The following is a 20,909-nucleotide window of genomic DNA, read 5'->3' as shown; positions in this document are numbered from 1 at the left end:
GGGGCCGATCATCGCGACGTGGACCGATCCTGACATCCTCCAGGTGATCGCCGCCGGCCGGCGAGGTCATCCTCGACCGCCTGTGACGATGCGGGTGAACCGCGGGGCGACCCGGACCAGCAGTGGGTGCAGCGGGACCAGGATGCCGCAGACGAGGATCGGGGCGAGGAGGTAGATCGCCATGCCGCGGAGGCCGTCGCCCCCGCCGGCCCTTCGCGACATCGCTTTGATCGTGACGCCGAGGAGCGGCTCATGAGCCGCGAAGACGAAGAACGTCGATGGCGCCAGCCAGGCCAGCGCCCGCCCGAGCCGATCGTTCCAGATCGCCGCCTTGGTCGCGTACAAGGCCGCGAACAGGCCGACGAGGATTGCGGCCGGATGCACCAGTCGGTCCGAGGGCGTTCCAACCAGGAACGCGTCGACGATCGCCAGCGGGGCGTACGCGGCCAAAACCCAAGGGCCGAACCGGTCGACCGCGAACGGGTCGATTTTTTGCAGCCCCCCATAGCCGCCGAGCGTGAAGAAGAAGACCCCCTCGATCGAAGGGATGTCGGTCGGCCACGCCTCGGTCGCCCAGCAGGCGGCCAACGCGGCGACGACGGGCCCGCCCGCGAGGCGGATCAGGGCGTACACCAGCGGCGAGGCCGCCACGAGGAGGATGAGGTCGCGGATGAACCAGAGCGGATAGACGGCCGGGAACTTCTCCGAGCCGAGGCTGCTGGCGAGGAAATGCACGTATCCGCCGTCCAGGAGCTGCGTCGACTCCCGGCCTCCCGAGGCGACGAAGACGGCGCGAATGGCCAGGTTCCAAAAGACGTAGGGGACGACCAAGCTCCAGAACCTCGACCGAAACTTCCGGCCGAATGACGCCGCCGACCCGTCGAAGCCCAGGAAGAAAAGGTATCCCGAGAGCGCGAAGAACAGAGGGACCGCCACCCTCGCCAGCACCTCGGAGATGAGGTTCTGAAGGAAAACCTGCGGTGCGAACGGCTCCACCGCCCCCGGGATCGACTTCACGACGTGCGAGTGGACGTGCGCGTGGATGTAGACGACGGCCAGGATCATCGGGAATCGGATCAGGTCCAGTCGTCGCGAGGCTTCGGGGGTCAAGGGGTGACGCTCCAGGTGGGGGGTGTCGCGAAGGCGCTTGGCGGGGTTGACGGTCTGTCTCGGGAGGTGAGAGACGGTCCTTGCGATGGGAAAAAAGCGGGCGACCTTCCGGGACAGACGCTGAGAGGGTGTTAAGTGGGGGGCGCACCGTGATCGACCGGAACGCAGCCCACGATCGTTGACGACCCGGAGGGCCTCCCCATGGACACGCTATCGCTCCACGCGTCGGCCTGCAACGCGAATGCGGGGCCGTGCCTCGGCAGGCCGAGCGGGCCGAGCGCAGCCCGCAGACGACCACGCCCGCCGGGCCCGGCGGTGGTTCGCGGCCGAGGCCTTCGGCATGCGCCTGAGCACCCGCCAGGTCGAGGACCTGCTCCGCATCGTCCCGGACGGCGAGGCCCCGACCCTTCGACCATGGGTCGCCGGGGCGGGTCCGTCCTGGAGCCGGTCGACGCGGCGTGCGACCCCTGGGTTCGGACGATCGCGGTCGACGAGGTCTATTTTGGGAACGCCCGCCCCTGGCAGATGGGGAGCCGTCGAGACGGACCGCAAGGCCGCGACCCGGGCCCGGCTGCAGGGGCCGTCCGACCGCCTGGATTTCGTGGCCTCGGACGCCGCGTCGGGGATCGCCTCGGTGATCGCGCGGCTGGCCGATGCTCGACCTCAAGCGGCTCCACTGGAACCGCCTCCCTCTCCAACCCCTCCGTCACTGCAGCCCCGACGAGTTGACGCCGACGCTGTCAAATGCTTGCAATAGCGAATGCGACGACCCCGTCCTGATCGGGCCGAGCCGGCGGACGTGGCGACACCGGCCGTCGAGGCCACCGAGCGTGAGGGCGCGATGAGAATCCTCGTCGGTCGGGTAGGACGCAAGGCGTCTGAGCTCGGAAACGCTCGAACTCGCGAGGATTCGTCGGACTTCCCTCGCCCGGGGGAAGGACGTTCATGAGAACTTGATCGACCGAGGAGGCCGCAACCCGATGCTCCGACGAACCCTGACGCTGACGTGCCTGGCCCTCCTGGCGGCCCCCTTGCTCGCCCTCGCCGCGCCGCCGAACGTGGTGGTGATCTATGCGGACGACCTCGGGTACGGCGACGTGAGCTGTTACGGCGCGAAGGCGGGGCTGACCCCGAACCTCGACCGGCTGGCGCGCGAGGGGTTGAAGTTCACCGACGCCCACGCCTCGTCGGCGACCTGCACGCCCTCGCGGTACGCGATCCTGACGGGCGAGTACCCCTGGCGCAAGCAGGGGACGGGGATCCTGCCGGGGGACGCCAAGCTCATCGTCGAGCCGGGGAGGACGACGCTGGCGACCGTCTTCCAGGACGCCGGCTATCGCACGGCGGCGGTCGGCAAGTGGCACCTCGGCCTGGGGGCGGGGGACCTGGACTGGAACGGGCCGATCCGACCCGGGCCGCGGGAGGTGGGGTTCGACGAGTGCTTCATCATGGCCGCCACCGGGGACCGCGTCCCCTGCGTCTACGTGAGGGACTATGCGGTGGTGGACCTCGACCCGGCCGACCCGATCGTCGTCCGCTACGGCGAGCCGATCGCCGGCGAGCCCACCGGCAAGGCCAACCCGGAGCTGCTTCGCCTGCATCCCAGCCACGGCCACGACATGGCGATCGTCGACGGCGTCAGCCGGATCGGCCACATGAGGGGGGGCAAGAAGGCCCTCTGGAAGGACGAGGCGATGGCCGACACCTTCACGGGCGAGGCCGTCGGCTTCATCGGGCGGAACAAGGATCGGCCGTTCTTCCTGTACCTGTCGACCCATGACGTCCACGTCCCGAGGCTGCCGCACCCCCGGTTCCTGGGGAAGTCCGGCATGGGCCCGCGGGGGGACGCGATCGTCGAGTTCGACTGGACCGTCGGCGAGGTCCTCCGGGCGCTCGACGAGGCCGGCGTGGCCGAGGAGACGATGGTCGTCGTCACCAGCGACAACGGCCCGGTGGTCGACGACGGCTATCGCGACGAGGCCGTGGAGAAGCTCGGCGGCCACAGGCCGGCGGGGCCGTTCCGGGGGGGCAAGTACAGCAAGTTCGAGGGGGGGACGCGGGTGCCGTTCGTCGTCCGATGGCCCGCGAAGGTCAAGCCGGGCGAGTCGAACGCGCTGATGAGCCAGGTCGACTTCGTCGCCACGTTCGCCGCGCTCGTCGGCCGCGAGGGCCCCGTCGCGACCGCCCCCGACGCGCAGGATCACCTGAAGGCCCTGCTGGGGGAGGACCCGAAGGGCCGCGAGGTCCTGGTCGAGCACGCCAACGGCCTGGCCGTGCGCCGGGGGGGCTGGAAGTTCATCCCCGCCTCCGGGGGCCGCAAGTTCAACCCGGCCACCGCCACCGAGACCGGCAACGACGACGCCCCCCAGCTCTACGACCTGGACGCCGACCCCGGCGAGGCCCGCAACCTCGCCGGCGAGCGCCCGGACGTCCTCGACCGCCTCCGCGCCGACCTGGCCGCGGCGCGCGGGGGTCCCTGAAATCGCGATGACCTCCGGAGTCGAGCTTGACGACCTCGCCCTGCACATGCCATCATGAAATTGAAAGCTGAGGGGTCCCCGACCGAGAATCGACGTCGGGGACCCCTCGGCCTTTCAGCGGAACGCGCGACATCCCAGGGGCCTCGGCCCTGCGGGACGTTCTCCAAACCCCACGTCGCGCGGCTCCCAACCACCAAAACCACCATCGTGCCCCTGACGCCCCCGCCACGACGGGCCGCCCTCCGAGCCGGCCGAGGTCGTTGGCGCGCTGATTGCGTTTCGCTCCCTGGATTGGGATCGACGATGCGACGGCGCCTCCTCGTCTCGACATCGGGGCGACGAGCCGCCCGCATCGCCTCCCTCCCGCTGCTCATGAAGAACCCCAAAGGAATCCGACCGATGACCTCCAGAACACTCCCGATGCGGCTCGCGGCCGTCGCGGCCGTCCTCGCCGTCTCGTGGGGCTGCGGCGGCGGCGACGGGCTCCCGCGCCAGGCGATCTCGGGCAAGGTCACGCTCGACGGCCAGCCGCTGGAATCGGCCCTGGTCACCTTCACCCCCACCGGCGCGGGGGGCGACTCGACCTCCGGGGCGGCCCAGGTGTCCTCGGGCTCGTTCTCGATCCCCAAGGCCGACGGCCTGATCCCCGGCAACTACCGGGTTTCCGTCTCGGTCCCCAAGGAAGTCCCGGTGAAGGCCTCGCGCAAGAAGGAGACCGACAGCGTCACGGGCGAGGAGATCGCGCCCCCGACGACGGCCCTCGGCGAGGCCCTCCCCGAACGCTACAACGCGCAGAGCGAGCTGACCGCCGACGTCGCCGAGGCGGGCCCGAATGATTTCACGTTCGCCGTCACTTCGAAGTGACGGCGATCGTAGGGACAACTCCGCCGACCATCCATCCCTCTCCTCCGAAGCGTACCGGGAGTCCATGACAGATGATCTCTCCGAAATGCAAACATGAGCGCGGCTTCACCCTGATCGAGCTTTTGGTGGTCATCGCGATCATCGCCGTCCTCATCGCGCTCTTGCTGCCGGCCGTGCAATCGGCCCGCGAGGCCGCCCGCCGCATCCAGTGCACGAACAACCTGAAGCAGATCGGCCTGGCCGTCCACAACTACGGCGACGTGGTAGGCGCCCTGCCGCCAGGCGCCTCCGGCTGCTGCAACGGCACGTGGCAGGCGTTCATCCTGCCGTACATGGAGCAGGGCGCCCTGTCCAATTCGTACAACTTCTCGAACCCTCGGTACGTCAACCTGGCCAACACCACGGTGACGTCGAGCTTCATCAGCGCTTTCCTCTGCCCGAGCAACGGCCTCCAGCACAAGCCGGTCAGCACCGCCCTAGGGGCCGACGCCACGGGGAAGATCTCGGCGCACAATTACGTGGCGAATTTCGGCGCGACCGACCTCAACCAGCAAGACGTCGCCCTGGATTCCCGCTTCGCGGGCGCGCCGTTCACCTTCATCGCCCCGTACACCAACGCCGACCATCCGGCCTCCAGCAACAAAGGCAAGACGGTCACCATCGCCACCATCACGGACGGCACGACGAACACGATGCTGGCCTCCGAGGTCCTCATCATCCCGCAGTCGCAGGAATTGCGCGGCATGACCTGGTGGGCCGACGCCACCAGCTACACGGCCCTGCTGGCCCCCAACTCGCCGCTCCCCGACATGATGTATGGCGGCGGGGCCTGCACCCCGACCATCGCCAAGCCGACCCCGTGCGCCCACTCCACCGGGACTCCCCGCCTCAACTACCTGGCCGCCCGCAGCCGGCATTCCGGCGGTGTCAACGCCGCGATGTGCGACGGCAGCGTCCGGTTCGTGAAGGATTCGATCAGCCTGCCCGTCTATCGCGCCCTCAGCACCACGCAGGGCGGCGAGATCATCAGCTCCGACGCCTACTGATCCCACCGAATCCGCAGCCGCGACCTTCGCCGGGCCTCCCCCTCAATCATCGACGGGGGAGGCCCTTTCTCATTCCTGGACATCCAGAGGTCATCACCCATGATCCGACGCATCCTCCTCTCCCTCGGGCTCCTCGCGTCGACCGCCCCGGCCGGGGCGCAGGCGCAGGACGTGATCAAGCTCGCCACGTTCAACATCCACCACGGCGAGGGGACCGACGGCAAGCTCGACCTGAAACGCGTGGCCGACCTGGTGCGCGGGGTCGACGTCGTCGCCTTCCAGGAGATCGACGTCCGCTTCCGAGGCCGGAGCGAGGACGTGGACCAGGCGGAGTGGCTCGGCAAGGAGCTGGGCGGGAACTTCGCGTTCGCGCCCAACATCGTCGAGGGGGAGGGGGCCTACGGCGTCGCCCTGGTGACGCGGTTCCCGATCATCTCGCACGTCAACCACCGCCTGCCGAGGTCGCCGGGCCGCGAGAAGGCCGAGCCGCGCGGGCTGCTGGAGTGCCGGATCGACGTGGCGGGCAAGCCGCTGCGGGTCTACGTCACCCACCTGGCCCACGACTCCCAGGCCGACCGGGAGTTGCAGGTCGCCAAGGTCCGCGAGATCGTCGCCGCCAGCCCCGATCCCTGGATCGTCATGGGCGACTTCAACCTCCGCCCCGAGACGGCCGACTACAAGGCCCTCACCGCGCCCGAGTCCGGTCCCAGGCTGGTCGACGCCTGGACGGTCGTCGGCGAGGGGCCGGGCCATTCGATCGGAGTGCATGGGGACCGGCCGGGCCGCATCGACTACATCTTCGTCGCCGAGTCGCTGGCCGCCGGCCTCGTCGCCGGCTCGGCCCGCGTGGATGCGGAGACGGTCGCCTCGGACCACCAGCCGGTCTACGTCGACCTGCGGATGCCGTCCGGGCGCTGAATCGGACCGAAGGCGGACCTCCGCGGGCTGGAGCCACCGAGCCCGCGGAGGTCCCGCACGATCAGGCCGGACGACGGGCGCCGCGCGAGGCCGCCAGCCGCTTCAGGCCGCCGGCCGCGATCGCGAACAGGCCGAAGCCCAGGCTCACGACGCTCGCGGGCTCGGGGACCGCCGTGATCAGCTTGTCCTTGCTGATGATGAACGAGCCGCCGTTGGCGAGGCGGAAGTCCCACTGGAAGGCGAAGGTCACGTCGCCGAACGTCGGGCTGACGCCGTTCGACAGGTTGGTGGCCGCGCCGTCGTTCAGCTTGTCCAGGATGGTGGCGAAGGGGCCCATCTCCCAACGCGAGGGGGTCGGCAGCGCGACTTCTTGGGCCACCGTGCCGCCCGCTGTGTCGGTCTGGCGGAACGTGTTCGCGTTGACGTGGACGCCGGCGTCGCCGCCGGGCGAGCCGTTCAGGTCGAAGTCGGTGTACTGGAAGAAGCTGAAGTCCAGCGCCCGGCCCGAGATGTTCGTGACGCGGATCGTCTCGGCCATGTCGGAGATCCTGCTGCCGAGGGTCCCGCCGGTGAGCGCGAACTGGACCGTGACCCGCCAGAGCGCGTTCTGGAAGGTGGCGAACAGCGTGTCGTTCTGGCCGTTGCCGTTGACGTCGCTGACGTTGTCGCTCACCCAGGCCTGGTCGATCGAGGTCTCGGCCTGGTTGCCCACCCGGATCCAGAACCATTGCTGATACATCTGGTCGACGCCGTCGACGTTCCAGGTGTGCATGCCCGCCTGGGACTGGGTGTTGATGACGGCCGTGGAGTTGCCGTCGCTGAGCGTGATCTCGCCGCCGAACGCCGGGGCGGACGAGAGTCCGGCCAGCACGAGGAGCGAAGCGGCCAGGCCGAAACGTCGAGGCGCGAAGAACGCTTGGGTCATGGAATTCATCCTGCGGAAGTCTTGGTGGGGATGGTGGATCGGAAGTCGAGGAATCCCTTCCCAGCCCCGGCCGGGCGGGGGAGCCGCCCGGCAAGGCCGTAAACCGGCAGGCGCGAGGGGGCGGCCGGGCCGCGTCTCGCGTCCGTGGGACGACGACGACTCCCGCGAAACCGGGATCGTCCGCCGAGGCGGGCGCGGAGGCTCGCCGGGCTCGGGAGTTGTGGGGACGCCGGGGCCGACCGGGGGTCGGGGCCGGGGCGTCGACAGGTCGGCCCGCATCGCGCTTCATCGTACGAATCGAGAGCGCGGTGGGTCGCCTCTGTCTGGGAAGAGCAGGTCGGTCCGGCAATGAGAGAGAAGGAGAAGGGAAATCACCCCGCGAACGTCGCGGGATGATGCTCCCAAGATCGGCTCAATGCCCCTAAGCGAGCATCGACGTCCGAAACTTAACTAGACTGAAAGACTCTGTCAATCTTCCGGGTCATAACACACGGAAACCGTCTTAAAAAATGAACACCTTGTTTCCCAGCTCCTCCCTCGTCGGCTCGAATCGGTCCTGCGCCTTCCCCACGCAATATGCTCTCGCCGCAGGATTCAGCGGCCGCGGCACCTTTTCGCGCCGCCACCGAGGGCCCTTTGCAGGCACCTCGACGCGTGCCAAAGACCGACCGCGAGCGATGCGGATTCGTCGCCTTTTCGGTCGCTAAACACGAATTCATTCGTTTTCCGGACTCACCGCGCGAGGCGACGGCCTTCGCCGCGGCCGCCGGGCTTGCGACGTCGCCGGATCATCGCCCCGGCGTCCTTGCCTTGCATAGCCGCAATCGCGAGCGTGACGCCATGAATCCGAAGGGATTCGTATCAATAACTTCGCGCGAAGACCGCTCCGGAGAGGCCGCGCGATGCGGTCGCGCGGCCCGAAATCGGGGATTCGCGCGCAAGGGCCTATATTGAATTCGGGCTGAGATCCGGATAGCCTATGAATTATCAAGAAATACAAGCCAGGCCGGACGGGCGTTCTTCGATGGAGCGACGCCCGATTCGGCTGCGCAGCTTCGGACGATGATCCGATCCCGAACGACCTTCCCCCACGGAGCCGCCGATGAGCCGCAAGTCCAAGTCTCCCATCCTCGAGCCCGAGACGCCCGAGGAATCGACCGCCCCGGCCGAGGGCGCGACGATCTCCAACGCCCAGGCCGTGCGCAACGCACTGTCCGCGGGGCATGAGGAGATCGACGCCATCGACGGGTTCGTCCGCGAGCATTACGGCAAGGAGATCCCCCGCCAGCAGATCTCGGCGTACAAGTCGCAGACCCGTCGCAAGGCCGGCGAGGCCCCCCGTCGGGGCCGCCGCTCCATCGAGGGCTACCTCGCGCCCCCCCGGATCTCGCCCGCGGGCGAGGCCGACCTGATCGACGCGCTGCGCGCGCTGAAGCCGCTGGTCGCCAAGGTCGGCGTCGAGAACGTCAAGAAGCTCGCCGAACTGCTCTCCTGATCCCGACCTCGCCCCCGCCCCGGCCCGACGGGTCCACGACCCCTCCGGGCCGGGCGCGACGCTTCGCCCCTCCGTCTCCCGGCGCACACCTCGTCGCACGGCGTCCGCGGCTTCCAGGACATATCGCCACGCGTTGGATTGCGCTCGCGTGCGGATCGTTCATCGATCCGATCCGCCCGGAAACTCCGCGCGCTTTCGACCGGATTCGCATCGTCGGCAATCTCGCATCAATTCACGATTCGACCGGTGCATTGCGCGGGATCCCTCGGCGCGTCCGGCGCAAGGGGACGGCCGCCGCGGGGGTCGCGACGGCCGTCGTGGGTATGGGTTGCAAGGATGGGCCCGGGCTCAGCGGCCGGGGGAGAGCAGGCCCTCGGGGCGGTCGAGGACGAGGTAGTGGCCGTGGTCGGACGAGACGACGAGGACGGAGTCGTCCCAGTTGCTCCGGGTCTCGACCCAGCGGATGATCCGCGCGATCGCGTCCTCGCCGCTGTAGACGGCGCCCACGGCGTTGTCCAGGTTGTTGGCGTGGAGCGCGAAGTCGACGTCGCCGGACTCGACGAACAGGATGAACTTCCGGTCGGGCTCGGCCAGCACGGTCAGCGCGGCGTCGGTCATCTGGGCGAGGGTCGGCTGGGAGTCCAGCTCTTCCTTGGTGTAGGTCTCGGCGACCGCCTCCTTGCCCAGCTTCACCGGGTCGGGCGCGGGGTCGAAGTTGCCGTCGGCGGTGCGGTAGGGGAGGTGGTCCAGCCCCTTCTCGCCGAAGAAGCCGAACAGGCGGGAGCCGATGCGGGCGGCCTCCTCGGCGGCGCGCCGGAGGGCCTCGCCGCCGTTGGTGCCCAGCTTGGTCTCGACGACCGTGTACTTGCCGCCGTTCTTGACGTTGATGGCGGCGCGGTCGGGCTCTGCGATGCACAGGTGGCCGTCGACCGAGTTCTTGCCCTGCCGCTTGAAGTGCTGGGGCTCCATCATCACGTTGTAGCCCATGCCGATGATCACGTCGAGGCCGGGATGGAGCGGCGCGCCGAGGGCCTCCTGGACGACGCTGGGGATGCCCAGCATGGTCCGGGCGAGGTCCTGATAATCGTCGCGGTAGACGTTCTGCGCGTACATGCCGGCGGGCGAGGCGTGGGGGAAGGGGACGCTGGTGACCACGCCCGTCTTCCAGCCCTTGGCCTGGAGGTCGTGGAAGAGGGTCGGCGCCGGCCGGCCGTCGTCGGTCATGTTGACGCTGCTGTTGTACGACTTGACCCCGCTGACGATCTCGGCGGCGCTCTGGGAGGAGTCGGTGTAGGCGTGCAGCACCCGGCCGACGGCCTTGACCCCCTCGCGGTCGGCGTCGCTGGCCGACTGGCCCTTGAAGTAGCCGGGCGCCTGCGACCCGAGCGGGCCGGGGGTCCAGGGGTTGGGGCCGGCGATCTGGACGTCGTACCCCCCCCTCATGCTGGACTCGGGGATCTTCACGGTCTGGGCGTCGACGTCGAGCGTGCTCTTGTCGTGGGTCGGGCTGGTGACGACGTAGCCGTACTGCGGGTTGGAGCCCTCGGCCGCGTAGTCCTGGAAGATCAGGCCGGAGCCCTTGCCCTCGGTGTAGACCTTGTTCGACTTGACGATGGCGGCGGCCTGGGTGGTGGGCCAGTCCATGCCGTCGAACCAGACGATGAAGATATGCTTGGCGCCCTTCGCGGCGGCCGATTCGAGGACCTTGCGGATGTCGCTCTGGTCGGCGTACTCGGCCTCGGGGTTGACGGTGTTCTCGGGGACGTAGCCGTAGATGGCCTTGAGCCTCTCCGGGTCGCGGTAGCTGCTGGCGGCGCCCATGATGAGGCCGAGGTCGGCCTTCCTGCCCCAGGTGTAGACGGGGATCTGGCGGTTGGAGTGGCTGCCGTGGTTCGAGAAGACGTCGCCGGGCCCCTGCGAGCCGAAGTGGTAGACGCGATCGCGCTTCTCGCCGGCGGTGAGCGAATACTCCGTCTGCAGCTCCTTCAGGCGGTCCTCGGCGCGGGCCGGGCCGGGCTGCCCCCAGGCCAGGAGGGCCGCCGCGAGCGAGGCGGCGGCCGCGCGAACGGGTCGAGATGCGTGTCGGATCATCAAGCTTCGAGCCTTTCGAGTCAGCGATTCCCTGGGCGTCCCGCGCGGGACGCCGGCCACGCGCCGGCGTCGGCGGGGCGTCCGGCCTCCCGTCCAGGATACGGGAGTCCGGAGAAGATTCGGGGGAGTGTCGGTGAACCTTCGGAGCAGGGGCGGCCGCCCGCCCCGAGGGTCGGACGACCAGTCTAACGCATCGGCGGCCGGTCCCGCAGCGCCCGGCGCGGGGGAACCTCGGCCGGTCGGCGGTTGGATCGGGGCCCCGGCTCGGTCACAATGGGGGGTGCGAGGCGCCCGCCGCTCATCGGCGGGGCGAGTACGAGCGGAGGCGGGCCGGTGTATCGCGACGTCCTGGCGATCGTGCTGGCGGGCGGGCGGGGGTCGCGCCTGGACCCCCTGACGCGGGACCGGGCCAAGCCCGCGGTGCCGTTCGGGGGCGTCTACCGGATCATCGACTTCACCCTGTCGAACTGCATCAATTCCGACATCCGCCGCATCCTGGTGCTCACCCAGTATAAGGCCACCAGCCTCAACCGCCACATCGACCAGGGCTGGAACTTCCTCTGCCGCGAGCTGGACGAGTACATCGAGGTGATCCCTCCCCAGCAGCGGATCGCCGAGACGTGGTATCAGGGGACGGCCGACGCCATCTATCAGAACGTCTACACGATCGAGAAGGCCGCGCCCCGCGACACCATCATCCTCGCCGGCGACCACATCTATAAGATGAACTACGCCCGCATGATCGACTTCCACCGCGAGCGCAAGGCCGACCTGACCGTCGCCTGCCAGCCCTCGTCGCTGGCCGCCGCGCGCGAGTTCGGCGTGATGGGGACCGACGCCGAAGGCCGGATCACCCGCTTCGTCGAGAAGCCCCGCGACCCCCCCACCATCCCCGGCAGCCCCGACCAGGCGCTGGCCTCGATGGGAATCTACGTCTTCAACACCGACGTCATGTATGAATTGCTGTTCCAGGACGCCGCGCGGAAGGAGGCCAGCGGCCACGACTTCGGCCGCGACGTGATCCCCCGCATGGTCGAGGACGGCATGCGCGTGCTCGCCTACCCGTTCCGCGACGAGAACCGCAAGACCGCCGCCTACTGGCGCGACGTCGGCACGGTCGACGCCTACTTCCAAACCAGCATGGACCTGATCGCGGTCGACCCGATCCTCAACCTGTACGACCGCGACTGGCCCATCCACACCTACCAGCCCGCGTCCCCCCCGCCCAAGTTCGTCCACACCGACCCCGGCCGCAGCGGCTCGGCCTACGGCTCGATCGTCTGCCAGGGGGTGATCGTCTCGGGGGGGCAGGTCTACCGGAGCATCCTCTCGCCCGGGGTGCGCGTCCACAGCTACTCGCTCGTGGAGGATTCGATCCTCTTCGAAGGCGTCGACGTCGGCCGCCACGCCCGGATCCGCCGCGCCATCGTCGACAAGTACGTGCGCGTCCCCCCCGACTTCACCATCGGCTGGGACCGGGCGCTCGACCTCGAACACGGCTTCAGCATCACCCCCGAGGGGGTCACCGTCGTCTCCAAGGACGAGGACCTCGAACGGTTCGTGTAGCGGAGGGTCGATCGATGACGGGTCGCCTGCACAAGGGAGACGAGGATCGTCGACGTTGGAAGATCATCGACGCGTCCCGCTCGGCCGACGCCGGCATGCTGCCGCAACTCCTGGCGCGATTCGACCTCGAATCGTACGAGAACAAGCGTCATATCGTCCGGGCGTTGGGCCGCATCGGCGGGCCGAAGGCCGAGGAGAAGCTGGTCGACATTCTGGGTTCCGAGAAAGGTCCGATCCTCGGCGAGGTCGCCCAGGCTCTCGGCCGGTTGGGGACGAGGCGGGCCGCGCCGGCGTTGAAAACCTTGATGAACCATGAGTCCGAGTGGGTTCGCCAGAACGCTCGTTTCGCCCTCAGCCGACTCGGGGGCGACCATTGATCGCTGCGGCGGGCTCTAAGAATAGGTCCCGATCTGGTCGAACGGACGGCCGAGCACGTCGGTCAGCAGGCCCGACAGCTCCTCGACCACCCGGACGGGTCGAGGGCGGGGGGCCCGCTCGCCGCGAAACCGGCCGACGAGTCGACGCCACGCGCCGGGCGCGGCCGGGGGGGCGAACGGGATCGCCTTGCCGCTATCGACGACCAGGGCGAACCGATACGCCACGCCGCCGGGGCGGTGAGCCGCCTCGCCGGTCGCGACCTCCGTCACCCGGGCGACGTGGTCGAGCGGCCGAAACCGCGAGCCGCAATCGGGGCAGACGCGAGCGATCCGCGAGGTGAAGGCGAAGGGCGAGCCGTCCTCGGCCTCGTATACAAGGTGGCGGCCGCAGGCGCTGGCGACGTCCGGGAAGGGCTCGATCGACTCCGACAGCGGATAGACGTAATCGCCCGCGAGATGGATCTCGAAGTCATAGTACGGATCGCCGCCGCCGGGGGGCCGGTCGAACGGGTCCCTGAGCCCCGAGACGCCCAGGCGCTCGACGGTCCAGACGAGGCGGACATCCTCCTCGTCGAGCGTCGCGGGGAGGACGCCGGGCCACGGGCGCCCGCCCTCGGGGGCGTGCAGGACGCAGCCCCCCTCGGGCGCGTCGGCGGGCGGCACGAACCCGGCGTCCACCAGGGCGGCGACGAGCCGGGCCGAGACTTCGGGCCCGGGCCGAAACGCGGGGTCTCTCGGGATCAGGAAATGTCGATACTCGACGCCCAGGCTGCCCCTCCTCCCTCGTCGGGCGTCCCGCCGGCGGCGTGGGGCGCGGCGCGAGCGACGGTGTTCGGAACGGCAGGATTCGACGAGAATCCGACCAGGTCCGCCGACGCGCCGCGACCCCCGCCGCCGGCGGACCTCGAAGCGAAAGGACGCGGCCCGCGCCGACGAGGTCGGACGCGGGCCTTCGGACTTCGATACGAGGGCCGGCTCAGCGTCGTGACATCCGGCTGAACGCGCGTTGGATGGCGGAAACGCGGCGGGCGGTCAGGACCTGGAGGCGGGCCGTCGACTGGACAATCCGCTGCATGGCCCGCTGGATGGTGGGCGGCGGGTTCGGGCCGTACTGATCCGACATCGCGGCCAGGCGGGCCTGCTGCTCCTGGACCACGGCGTCGGTCCGGGTCACCAGGGCTTCCACGCTCGACTCCACGGCGGCGGGCACCGTCGCGGAGACGGCCGCGAAGGCGACCGATCGGCTCGCCACACCCCCCTCGCCATCGGAGACCTCGACCACCGCCTCGTACGCCCCGGGGAAGCCCGGCGTGAATTCCAGGACGGCCCGGTCGCCGATCGCGACCACCATGCCGTTGCGCCGGACCGTCCACGAATAAGAAAGCACGGCCCCCGGGTTCGGATCGGTCGCCTGGACGGCGAGCGTCAACGCCGAGGCCGGGTCGACCTGAGCCGGGACCGGCGGGATGACGACCGTCGGCCCCACGTTCCGGACCGCCACCCCCTGCGAGGCATCGGCCGTCGCCCCGTAGGGGTCGCTCGCGACGACCCGCAGGACGTACGATCCGGGGACGACCGGCGCGAAGGTGAACGTCTCCCGGTCGCCGGTGGCGACGATCTCGCCGTCGCGGGTCGCGACCCAGGCGTAGGTCAGCGGATCGCCGCCGGGGCCGCTCGCGACGGCCCGGCGGCGAGCCGCCCTGGTCGAGCGAGCCGGGGGCGTCGGCGATCGCGACGGTCGGCGCCACGTTCCGCAGGGTCACGGGGACGGCGTTCCGCACCTCGTAGATCCCCTGGGGCGTCTGGGCCGTGGCCGAGATCGCGTAAGAGCCCGGAGCGCCGAGGTAGACGTGGCTCGCCGAGGTCGCCGGGCCGGCGATCGCCTCGACGTCGCCGTCGCCCCAGTCGATCCACCACTGCGAGGCGGCGCCCGAGAGGACCAGCGTGTAGGCCGAGCCCCGATCGGCGAACGCGGGGCCGCCCAGGAACAAGGGCGGGCTCAGGACGCCCACCGTGGCCCTGGCCGTCGCGCCGTCGACCGACGCCGTCAGGTTCGCCAGGCCGGGAGTCAGCCCGGCCGAGAAGAGCGCGGAGCCGACGCCGTTCACCAGCGCGAACGAGCCCGGGGCGAACGATCCGAGCGAGGCCCCGAGCTGCACCGGCGGCAGGCCGGGGATGCGGCCGAGGCCCGAGACGTCCTGGCCGGCCGCATCGTGCGTCAGGTCGACCGCGACCGAGGCGGACCCGCCGACGAGCAGCGGACCGGGATTCGCGATCCTCAGGACCATGTAGGGGGCCGAGGTCACGAGGCCGGAGGCCGCCGCGCCGGGGCCGGTGTTCGACCCCCACCAGTTGGACGCCGCGTCCACCGGGGAGGCCGAGAGGTTCGTCAGCGCCGATGTCGTATTGCCGACGATCCGGCTCCAGCGGATCGACACCCCCTCCGCACCCTCCCCGATCAGCAGGCCCGTCCCGTTCGAAGCGATCACGCCGGACCGCACCGAAAGGCCCGAGAGCGTCGCGCCGGCGACCGACTCGATCCCCACCGTGGTCCCGGTGATCACCAGGTCTTCCAGGACGACGCCGCCGACCACGCCGTGGAGTTGCACGCCCCGATCGCCGGCCGCGATGTGGGACCCTCGCACCGCCGCGCCGAGGCCGGTGATCGACACCGCCGCGCCCGACGCCGGCTGGAGCGTCGCGTCCCCGTCGCCGACCCGTTCCAGCACGATCGCCCCGTCGATCGCCGGATTCTCGACGTACGTCCCGGCCCGAACCTGCACCGCGTCGCCGGCCGAGGCCGCGTCGATCGCCGCCTGGATGCTCATCGTCCCGAAGGATCCGACCGTGAACGTCCGGGCCGCGTCGAACGCGCCCACGGTCGCCAGGGTGCGATCGCGGGCCAGGTAGTGGTCGGGCGAGCCGGCCGCCGCGTCGAGCCCCTGCGCGAGCGTCTCGTAGAACCGCCGGCGCACCGACCAGGCTTCGTCCTGCGGGCCCGAGAGGACGAAGCCCAGGGGGATGGTCATGGAGAACGTCACGTCGGCCTCGTCGGCCGGGTCGGTGCTGAACGTGATCGGGTGGGGATTCGTCGGGTCGTAGGCCGTGCCGTCCCAGGACGACTCCTCGAACATGACGCCGCCGTTGGCCGCGGCGACCTCGCCGAACGTGCTGGCGCCGGCGACCACCACGCCCTCGACGCCGATCGGGTGATACCGCCCGGCCGTCGAGAAAGCCAGGCCGGTCCAGACGTTCCCCGAGGTCGCCACGTCCGTGAGCGTCGCCCGCTTGACGTCGGTGAGGAAGATGCCCGCCCCGTTGTTGTCGCGCGAGGTCACCCCCGCGATCGTGACGTCGGTCGTGCCGTTGAGGTTCACGCCCGAGCTGGGCATCCCATGAACGACCAGGTTTTCCAGGGTCAGGTTGGAACGGCCGCTGGCGTAGATCCCGTAGCGCAGCTTGACGTTGGTCGTCGACCCGACGATCGTCACGCCGCTCAGGCCGACGTCCGACGCCCCGATGCTCACGCCGTAATTGGTCGCGACGCCCGAGACGTCGAGCGTGACCAGGCCGGGACCGGCGCCGACGAGGCTCAGGCACTTGGAGATCGACACCGCGCCGGTGTAGTTCCCCTCGGCGATCTGAACGTCGTCGCCGTTGGCGGCCCTGGTGATCGCGGCCGGGATCGTCGCGAAGGCGTTCGTGCCGATGACCCGGCCGCCGCCCACGTCGGCGCCGTTCGGCCGGCCGGTCCAGTCGTCGTCGACGAATAGGGCGGACAGCAGGGCCCGCGCCTCCAGGCCCTCGACGGAGCGGCGCCGCCTGGTCCGCGCCGTCCGGCGTCCCGCCCGCCTCTCGGGAGGGCCGCGCCGCAGGGACTCAAGGCTTCGACGATTCCTGATGCGAGTGATGTTCAACATGTCACCGTTCCACCTGCCTCGGCGACGGGCCGGCCCGCCTGGGGCCGTCCGGACTGTCGACGGCCAGGGTGGCCGACCGTTCGAATGGGAGGGGGAGGGCGAGACGGCGTGACTCGAACCGAGGGCGTGCCTTTCCGGGCTTCAGACCCCTTGCTTCTTCTATGAAGAAACTAGGTCACCCCCCGGGGGTGTCAAACCGCCGGCCGGCGGTCGGGCGGGCGCGTGGAGGCGCCGCGACGGGGCCTACGAGGGCCCCGTCGCGGCGTCTGGGAGGGTGGACGTCTCGGCGCGGGTCAGCCGGCCCGGTGAGACCGCCGGCGGGCGGCGAGGGCCGCGGCGGCCAGGACGGACGCCCCGGCCATCGCGAACGAGGAGGGTTCGGGAACCGCCCCGACGCCCGGGATCACCTCGCCCGGGATCTCGGGGACGGCCGTCGCCCGGATGCTGAACGAGTCGAGTTCCAGCAGGCTCCCGCTGTTGGGGTTCATGAAGACGACCCGGTCGAAGGTCGTCCCCTCGGTGCCGAAGAAATTCAGGTAGGCGTACTTCTCGCCGTAGTTCCAGCCGAGGAACTCATCATTCGGGTTCCCCTTGTACTCGTACGAAAGCGCCTCCAGAGCCGTGGCCGGATCGAACCGGCCCAGCAGCGTCGAGCCCGAGTAGATCTCGAACGCGTTGCTGGGGTCGGCGGCCGACCACCAGAATCCGAAGTAGGCCTGAGGCGAGCCGAAATCCAGGGTCACGGGGCCGTTGCCGCCCACCGCCAGGTAGTTCCCCCCGCCCCCCTCGCCGCCGTACTGGTCGGCGGCCAGGATGCGCAGGTTGTCGCCGGAGATGGTCCCGACGGCTGTCGTCAGCGACGGCCGCCAGCCGGTGGTGAAGCCGTCGAAGTCTTCGGTCGTCACGCCGGAGACCGAGGTCCGCTGGGCACCCGGCGGCTCGACGGTGAGCGAGAGTCCCGCCGAGGCCGTCCGCGCGCCCATGCCGAGGCCCAGGATCATCGCCGTCGCAATCCCGAGCCGAGTCCGCATCTGATCCATTCGCATCAAGCCCGACCGTCCTTCCGAGGGCAAAAGGTCGTCGATCGAGGCGGTCGGAAAGGCCCACGTCGGCCCTCGCGTCGGCGTCGTCGACTCTCTTCACAAGCCACATCGGAAGGCTAGGCCACGCCGGGCGGTCGGGCCCCGATCGTCGCCAGAATTCTCGGGCCGCGTCGCCCGGAGTCAGCGCGAGGCCGCCCGGATCAGGGCGACGGCGGCCTCGGCGAGCAGGCGGCCGGCCTCCGGGGCCATGTGGCTGGGGGGGCCGAAGGAGCATTCGTACCCGCCCCGGGCGAACGCCTCCTCGTGCGGCAGGTAGCCGAGCATGCCGTTGGCGTAGCAGACCACGAAGGTCCGCACCGGCGCGGCCCCCTCCTTGATCGCCAGGCCGTGCCGGGTGAACGACTCGCTCGGCTGGGCCGCCAGCGCGAGGTCGCCCACGCGGAAGACCTGGACCTCGGCCTCGACCTGCTTCTTCTCGCGCATCATCGCCAGCAGGCCGGGGATCTTCCGCTCGTAGTAGCCCGGCTCGCCGAACCGCTGCGTCCCCCGGGCCTTGCCCGCCACGTCGTCGTCCGTGACCGTCCGGTAGGGGATCGCCACCCGCGTCGACGCCGCCGCGAGCGTCGCGGGGGTCGTCCAGTTCGGCGCTTCGAGGGCCCTCGCCACGTCGTCGGCGAGGATCCGGCCGATCGCCTCCATCGTCTTGTCGGCCTTGCCGCGCGGGTCGTCGTAGGCCACGTCGCCCGCGGCCCCCTGGAGGAACAGGGTGACCGGGAAGCCTCGCGTCTTCAGTTCGCGGACGAGCGCCCCGGGGTAGCCCGCGCTGAAGAACCGCTCGCCGCCGTGGTGGGTGGGATGGCAGGCGAAATTCACGAGCACCCCCTTGATCGCCCCGCCGCGCGCCCGGACGGCCAGGACGCCGACCTCGGGGTCGATGGGGCTCTCGTGGGCGAGGGCGTCCGGGTCGCGGAACGAGCCGTGGGTGCGGGCGGAGCCGTCGCGCATGATCACGCGGCGGTTGTAGGCGACGTCCCACTCGACGGCCTTGCCGACCGCGACCTCGGCCTCCTCGCGGTCGGCGAGCGCCCGGCCGACGGCCTCGGCCGCGCCGGCGACGAGTCGGGCGATGTACTTCTCGTCGCGGGGCAGGGCCTCGTCGATCACCGCCGGCCCGGCGTGGTTGTGCGTCGCCGCGACCATCACCCGCGAGCCCGGGATCGCGTGATCGGCCTCCACCTTCGCGCGGATCGCCTTCGTGTCCCCCTGGTTCACGAGCGCCACGTCGAGCTGGACGATCGCCAAGGGCTCGCCCCGGTCGAAGACCACGGCCCGCGCGAAGATCGGGTCGAGCACGCCTTCGCCCGTGAGCTTGGAATTCCAGCCCTGCCTCGGCGTGCCGTCCGGCGGCGTGACGTCCACCTCCCCGAACCCCGCGCGGAACGTCTGGGCGGGCAGGGGGGCCGAGGCCAGGAACAGGACGACGGTCGCAATCCACGAAGCTCGCATAACGCCTCCAGGCGCCGGTCGATTCTCCTTCCCCCCGGTGGGGAAGGACCGCGAAGCGGTCGATGAGGGGGACCCTCAAGGTGGACGTACCAAGAGGCCGGCATGTCTTCCCTTCCCCCACCAGGGGGAGGGACGATTGGCGACGGCTCCGTCAAGCTATCCCGCGCGGGGAGGCAGGGCAACAAGCGGGTCGGCCGTGACTCATTCTCGTGCGGCGTCCTCCCGCGAGTCCCCAGTCGCATTCGGCACAACCCTCGCCGACTGCAATCCGCGCCTCCGTCGATCGTCCCGCCGACGGGCCACGGGGATGGCGTGAGTCATAATGGCACGCGTCGATCACCGACCGGACCTGGGGCGAGGGATTCCCGTGAATCAGCCGTTGGATCGTTCAGGGCTCAAGTCTTCACGTCGGCGCCGGTCCTTCCTCCCCTCCTGCGATTCGCTCGAGCGCCGCGAGGTGATGTCGACGACCGCGCTCGCCTTCGCCCAGCGGCCGAATCTCCAGGCGGCGGTCGAGCGATCGACGCGACAGACGCGAGTCGACGCCTTCGACCGGGCCCTGCGGCGGGTGATGGACGAATACCGGATCCCGGGGGCCGTCGCGGGCGTGTCGACGCCGGGCGTGCGTCCCTGGCTGGCGGCCCGGGGGCTGGCCGACGTCGCCAGCGGGCGGCCGATGACCCTGCAGGACCATTTCCAGATCCGCAGCGTCACGAAGTCGTTCACCGTGACGGTCGTCCTGGAGCTGGCGCGGGCGCGCCGGCTCTCGCTGGGCGACACCCTCGCCATGTACGTGCCGGGCGTCCCCAACGGCGACCAGATCACCCTCGCCGAGCTGGCCGGCATGCGGAGCGGCGTGAAGAACTACACCCAGGTCGCCGCCTTCATCGAGGCCTTCGTCGCCGACCCCGCCCGCCAGTGGACGGACGCCGAACTCGTCGGCCTGGCGACGCCCGAATCGCCGGTGTTCGAGCCGGGAGAACAGTACGACTACAGCAACACGAACACGGTGCTGCTGGGCATGGTCGTCGAGAAGGTCACGGGGCGTCCCCTCGGCCAGGCCCTCGGGGGCTGGCTCCTGGCGCCCCTGGAGTTGTCCAGCACCCGCTACCCCCCGAGCTTCGACGCCAGGCGGCCGGCGCCGACCCCTTACCAGGTCGACCCCGCGACGGGCGACCTGGAGGAGCTGCCGCAGGCGAACCTGTCGTCGCTCGGGCCGTCGGGCGCCATCGTCACGACCCTGCCCGACCTCCTGCGCTGGGGGAGGGCGCTGGGGACCGGCCGCCTGATCGGCCCCCGTCTGCTGCAACTCCGCGAAGGGCTCGCGACCCCGGCGACGAACGGCCCGGAATACGAGCGGTACGGCCTGGGCGTCGGCGAGCTGAAGGGTTGGTGGGGCCACTCGGGCGACGGCTTCGGCTTCCAGGCCGCGACGTTCTACGACCCGGCCACCCGCACGACGATCGCCGTCGCGCTGAACTCGACGCAGCCGGAGCACGTGGCCGTCGAGATCTTCAAGGCGCTCGCGGACGTCGTTCGGACGCGATGAGCCGGGCTCGCGGTCGCCG

15 protein-coding genes are annotated in these 20,909 nt (G+C 70.3%); 8 read left to right on the top strand and 7 right to left on the bottom strand.

Translation table 11 applies throughout. The annotated features are described in order from the left end of the window. Positions 1 to 66: 66 nt before the first annotated feature. Entirely contained in the window at positions 67 to 1,110 is a 1,044-nt protein-coding gene (locus G6O68_RS09995; protein ID WP_165247200.1) for an acyltransferase family protein, read from the bottom strand. A 980-nt stretch (positions 1,111 to 2,090) separates the two neighbouring features. On the opposite strand from G6O68_RS09995, the gene G6O68_RS09990 reads away from it, so the two are divergent. From G6O68_RS09990 to G6O68_RS09975, 4 genes are all read left to right on the top strand, one after another. Beyond that, positions 2,091 to 3,590, top strand: coding sequence for a sulfatase family protein (locus G6O68_RS09990; RefSeq protein WP_165247198.1), 1,500 nt, complete (start codon positions 2,091 to 2,093; stop codon positions 3,588 to 3,590). Between the two features lie 399 nt (positions 3,591 to 3,989). After that, positions 3,990 to 4,454, top strand: a complete 465-nt coding sequence (locus G6O68_RS09985) for a carboxypeptidase-like regulatory domain-containing protein (protein ID WP_165247196.1) — start codon at positions 3,990 to 3,992, stop codon at positions 4,452 to 4,454. 71 nt (positions 4,455 to 4,525) lie between these two features. Next, positions 4,526 to 5,500, top strand: coding sequence for a DUF1559 domain-containing protein (locus tag G6O68_RS09980; protein WP_165247194.1), 975 nt, complete (start codon positions 4,526 to 4,528; stop codon positions 5,498 to 5,500). A gap of 99 nt (positions 5,501 to 5,599) precedes the next feature. Further along, a complete protein-coding gene (locus G6O68_RS09975) occupies positions 5,600 to 6,418 on the top strand; it encodes an endonuclease/exonuclease/phosphatase family protein (protein WP_165247192.1) in 819 nt (272 codons plus the stop codon). Positions 6,419 to 6,479: 61 nt separating this feature from the next. Here G6O68_RS09975 and G6O68_RS09970 read toward each other — a convergent pair whose 3' ends face one another. Then, positions 6,480 to 7,343 carry a hypothetical protein gene (locus tag G6O68_RS09970; RefSeq protein ID WP_165247190.1) on the bottom strand — a complete coding sequence of 288 codons (864 nt, stop codon included), beginning with the start codon at positions 7,341 to 7,343 and terminating at the stop codon, positions 6,480 to 6,482. A gap of 1,102 nt (positions 7,344 to 8,445) precedes the next feature. Between G6O68_RS09970 and G6O68_RS09965 the strand changes: the two genes are divergently transcribed. Then, a complete protein-coding gene (locus tag G6O68_RS09965; protein WP_165247188.1) occupies positions 8,446 to 8,838 on the top strand; it encodes a hypothetical protein in 393 nt (130 codons plus the stop codon). A gap of 348 nt (positions 8,839 to 9,186) precedes the next feature. Here the strand turns inward: G6O68_RS09965 and G6O68_RS09960 are convergent, their stop codons facing one another. Next, the gene (locus tag G6O68_RS09960; protein ID WP_165247186.1) at positions 9,187 to 10,929 is read right to left on the bottom strand and encodes an alkaline phosphatase; all 1,743 of its coding nucleotides are present in this window, start codon (positions 10,927 to 10,929) and stop codon (positions 9,187 to 9,189) included. A gap of 333 nt (positions 10,930 to 11,262) precedes the next feature. Here G6O68_RS09960 and glgC point away from each other — a divergent pair, with 333 nt between their 5' ends. Then, positions 11,263 to 12,495, top strand: coding sequence for a glucose-1-phosphate adenylyltransferase (gene glgC / locus G6O68_RS09955; protein WP_165247184.1), 1,233 nt, complete (start codon positions 11,263 to 11,265; stop codon positions 12,493 to 12,495). A gap of 14 nt (positions 12,496 to 12,509) precedes the next feature. Beyond that, complete coding sequence (locus G6O68_RS09950) at positions 12,510 to 12,872, top strand: HEAT repeat domain-containing protein (protein ID WP_165247182.1); 363 nt, start codon at positions 12,510 to 12,512, stop codon at positions 12,870 to 12,872. 15 nt (positions 12,873 to 12,887) lie between these two features. On the opposite strand, the gene G6O68_RS09945 is transcribed toward G6O68_RS09950, so the two are convergent. The 4 genes from G6O68_RS09945 to G6O68_RS09930 all read right to left on the bottom strand — a co-directional run bounded on the left by G6O68_RS09945 (position 12,888) and on the right by G6O68_RS09930 (position 19,341). After that, positions 12,888 to 13,535 carry a hypothetical protein gene (locus G6O68_RS09945; RefSeq protein WP_165247180.1) on the bottom strand — a complete coding sequence of 216 codons (648 nt, stop codon included), beginning with the start codon at positions 13,533 to 13,535 and terminating at the stop codon, positions 12,888 to 12,890. Positions 13,536 to 13,612: 77 nt separating this feature from the next. After that, positions 13,613 to 16,792 carry a right-handed parallel beta-helix repeat-containing protein gene (locus G6O68_RS09940; protein WP_165247178.1) on the bottom strand — a complete coding sequence of 1,060 codons (3,180 nt, stop codon included), beginning with the start codon at positions 16,790 to 16,792 and terminating at the stop codon, positions 13,613 to 13,615. A 293-nt stretch (positions 16,793 to 17,085) separates the two neighbouring features. Continuing rightward, a complete protein-coding gene (locus tag G6O68_RS09935; RefSeq protein WP_165247176.1) occupies positions 17,086 to 17,838 on the bottom strand; it encodes an Npun_F0296 family exosortase-dependent surface protein in 753 nt (250 codons plus the stop codon). Between the two features lie 177 nt (positions 17,839 to 18,015). Beyond that, complete coding sequence (locus G6O68_RS09930) at positions 18,016 to 19,341, bottom strand: neutral/alkaline non-lysosomal ceramidase N-terminal domain-containing protein (RefSeq protein ID WP_165247173.1); 1,326 nt, start codon at positions 19,339 to 19,341, stop codon at positions 18,016 to 18,018. Between the two features lie 460 nt (positions 19,342 to 19,801). On the opposite strand from G6O68_RS09930, the gene G6O68_RS09925 reads away from it, so the two are divergent. Next, the gene (locus G6O68_RS09925; RefSeq protein WP_240911122.1) at positions 19,802 to 20,890 is read left to right on the top strand and encodes a serine hydrolase domain-containing protein; all 1,089 of its coding nucleotides are present in this window, start codon (positions 19,802 to 19,804) and stop codon (positions 20,888 to 20,890) included. Positions 20,891 to 20,909 lie beyond the last annotated feature (19 nt).

It is taken from the genome of Paludisphaera soli, assembly GCF_011064595.1.
Taxonomy (GTDB): Bacteria; Planctomycetota; Planctomycetia; order Isosphaerales; family Isosphaeraceae; genus Paludisphaera; species Paludisphaera soli.
Note: the sequence above shows the minus strand (reverse complement) of the source record. Positions and strands in the feature narration are given on the sequence as shown.

Bases quoted from the DNA above. Each gene is read 5' to 3' on its own strand.
- G6O68_RS09975 (WP_165247192.1), top strand. From the start codon at position 5,600: ATGATCCGACGCATCCTCCTCTCCCTCGGGCTCCTCGCGTCGACCGCC.
- G6O68_RS09980 (WP_165247194.1), top strand. From the start codon at position 4,526: ATGATCTCTCCGAAATGCAAACATGAGCGCGGCTTCACCCTGATCGAG.
- G6O68_RS09950 (WP_165247182.1), top strand. From the start codon at position 12,510: ATGACGGGTCGCCTGCACAAGGGAGACGAGGATCGTCGACGTTGGAAG.
- G6O68_RS09965 (WP_165247188.1), top strand. From the start codon at position 8,446: ATGAGCCGCAAGTCCAAGTCTCCCATCCTCGAGCCCGAGACGCCCGAG.
- G6O68_RS09940 (WP_165247178.1), bottom strand. From the start codon at position 16,792: ATGTTGAACATCACTCGCATCAGGAATCGTCGAAGCCTTGAGTCCCTG.
- G6O68_RS09935 (WP_165247176.1), bottom strand. From the start codon at position 17,838: ATGCGAATGGATCAGATGCGGACTCGGCTCGGGATTGCGACGGCGATG.
- G6O68_RS09985 (WP_165247196.1), top strand. From the start codon at position 3,990: ATGACCTCCAGAACACTCCCGATGCGGCTCGCGGCCGTCGCGGCCGTC.
- G6O68_RS09930 (WP_165247173.1), bottom strand. From the start codon at position 19,341: ATGCGAGCTTCGTGGATTGCGACCGTCGTCCTGTTCCTGGCCTCGGCC.
- G6O68_RS09990 (WP_165247198.1), top strand. From the start codon at position 2,091: ATGCTCCGACGAACCCTGACGCTGACGTGCCTGGCCCTCCTGGCGGCC.
- G6O68_RS09970 (WP_165247190.1), bottom strand. From the start codon at position 7,343: ATGACCCAAGCGTTCTTCGCGCCTCGACGTTTCGGCCTGGCCGCTTCG.
- G6O68_RS09925 (WP_240911122.1), top strand. From the start codon at position 19,802: ATGTCGACGACCGCGCTCGCCTTCGCCCAGCGGCCGAATCTCCAGGCG.
- G6O68_RS09960 (WP_165247186.1), bottom strand. From the start codon at position 10,929: ATGATCCGACACGCATCTCGACCCGTTCGCGCGGCCGCCGCCTCGCTC.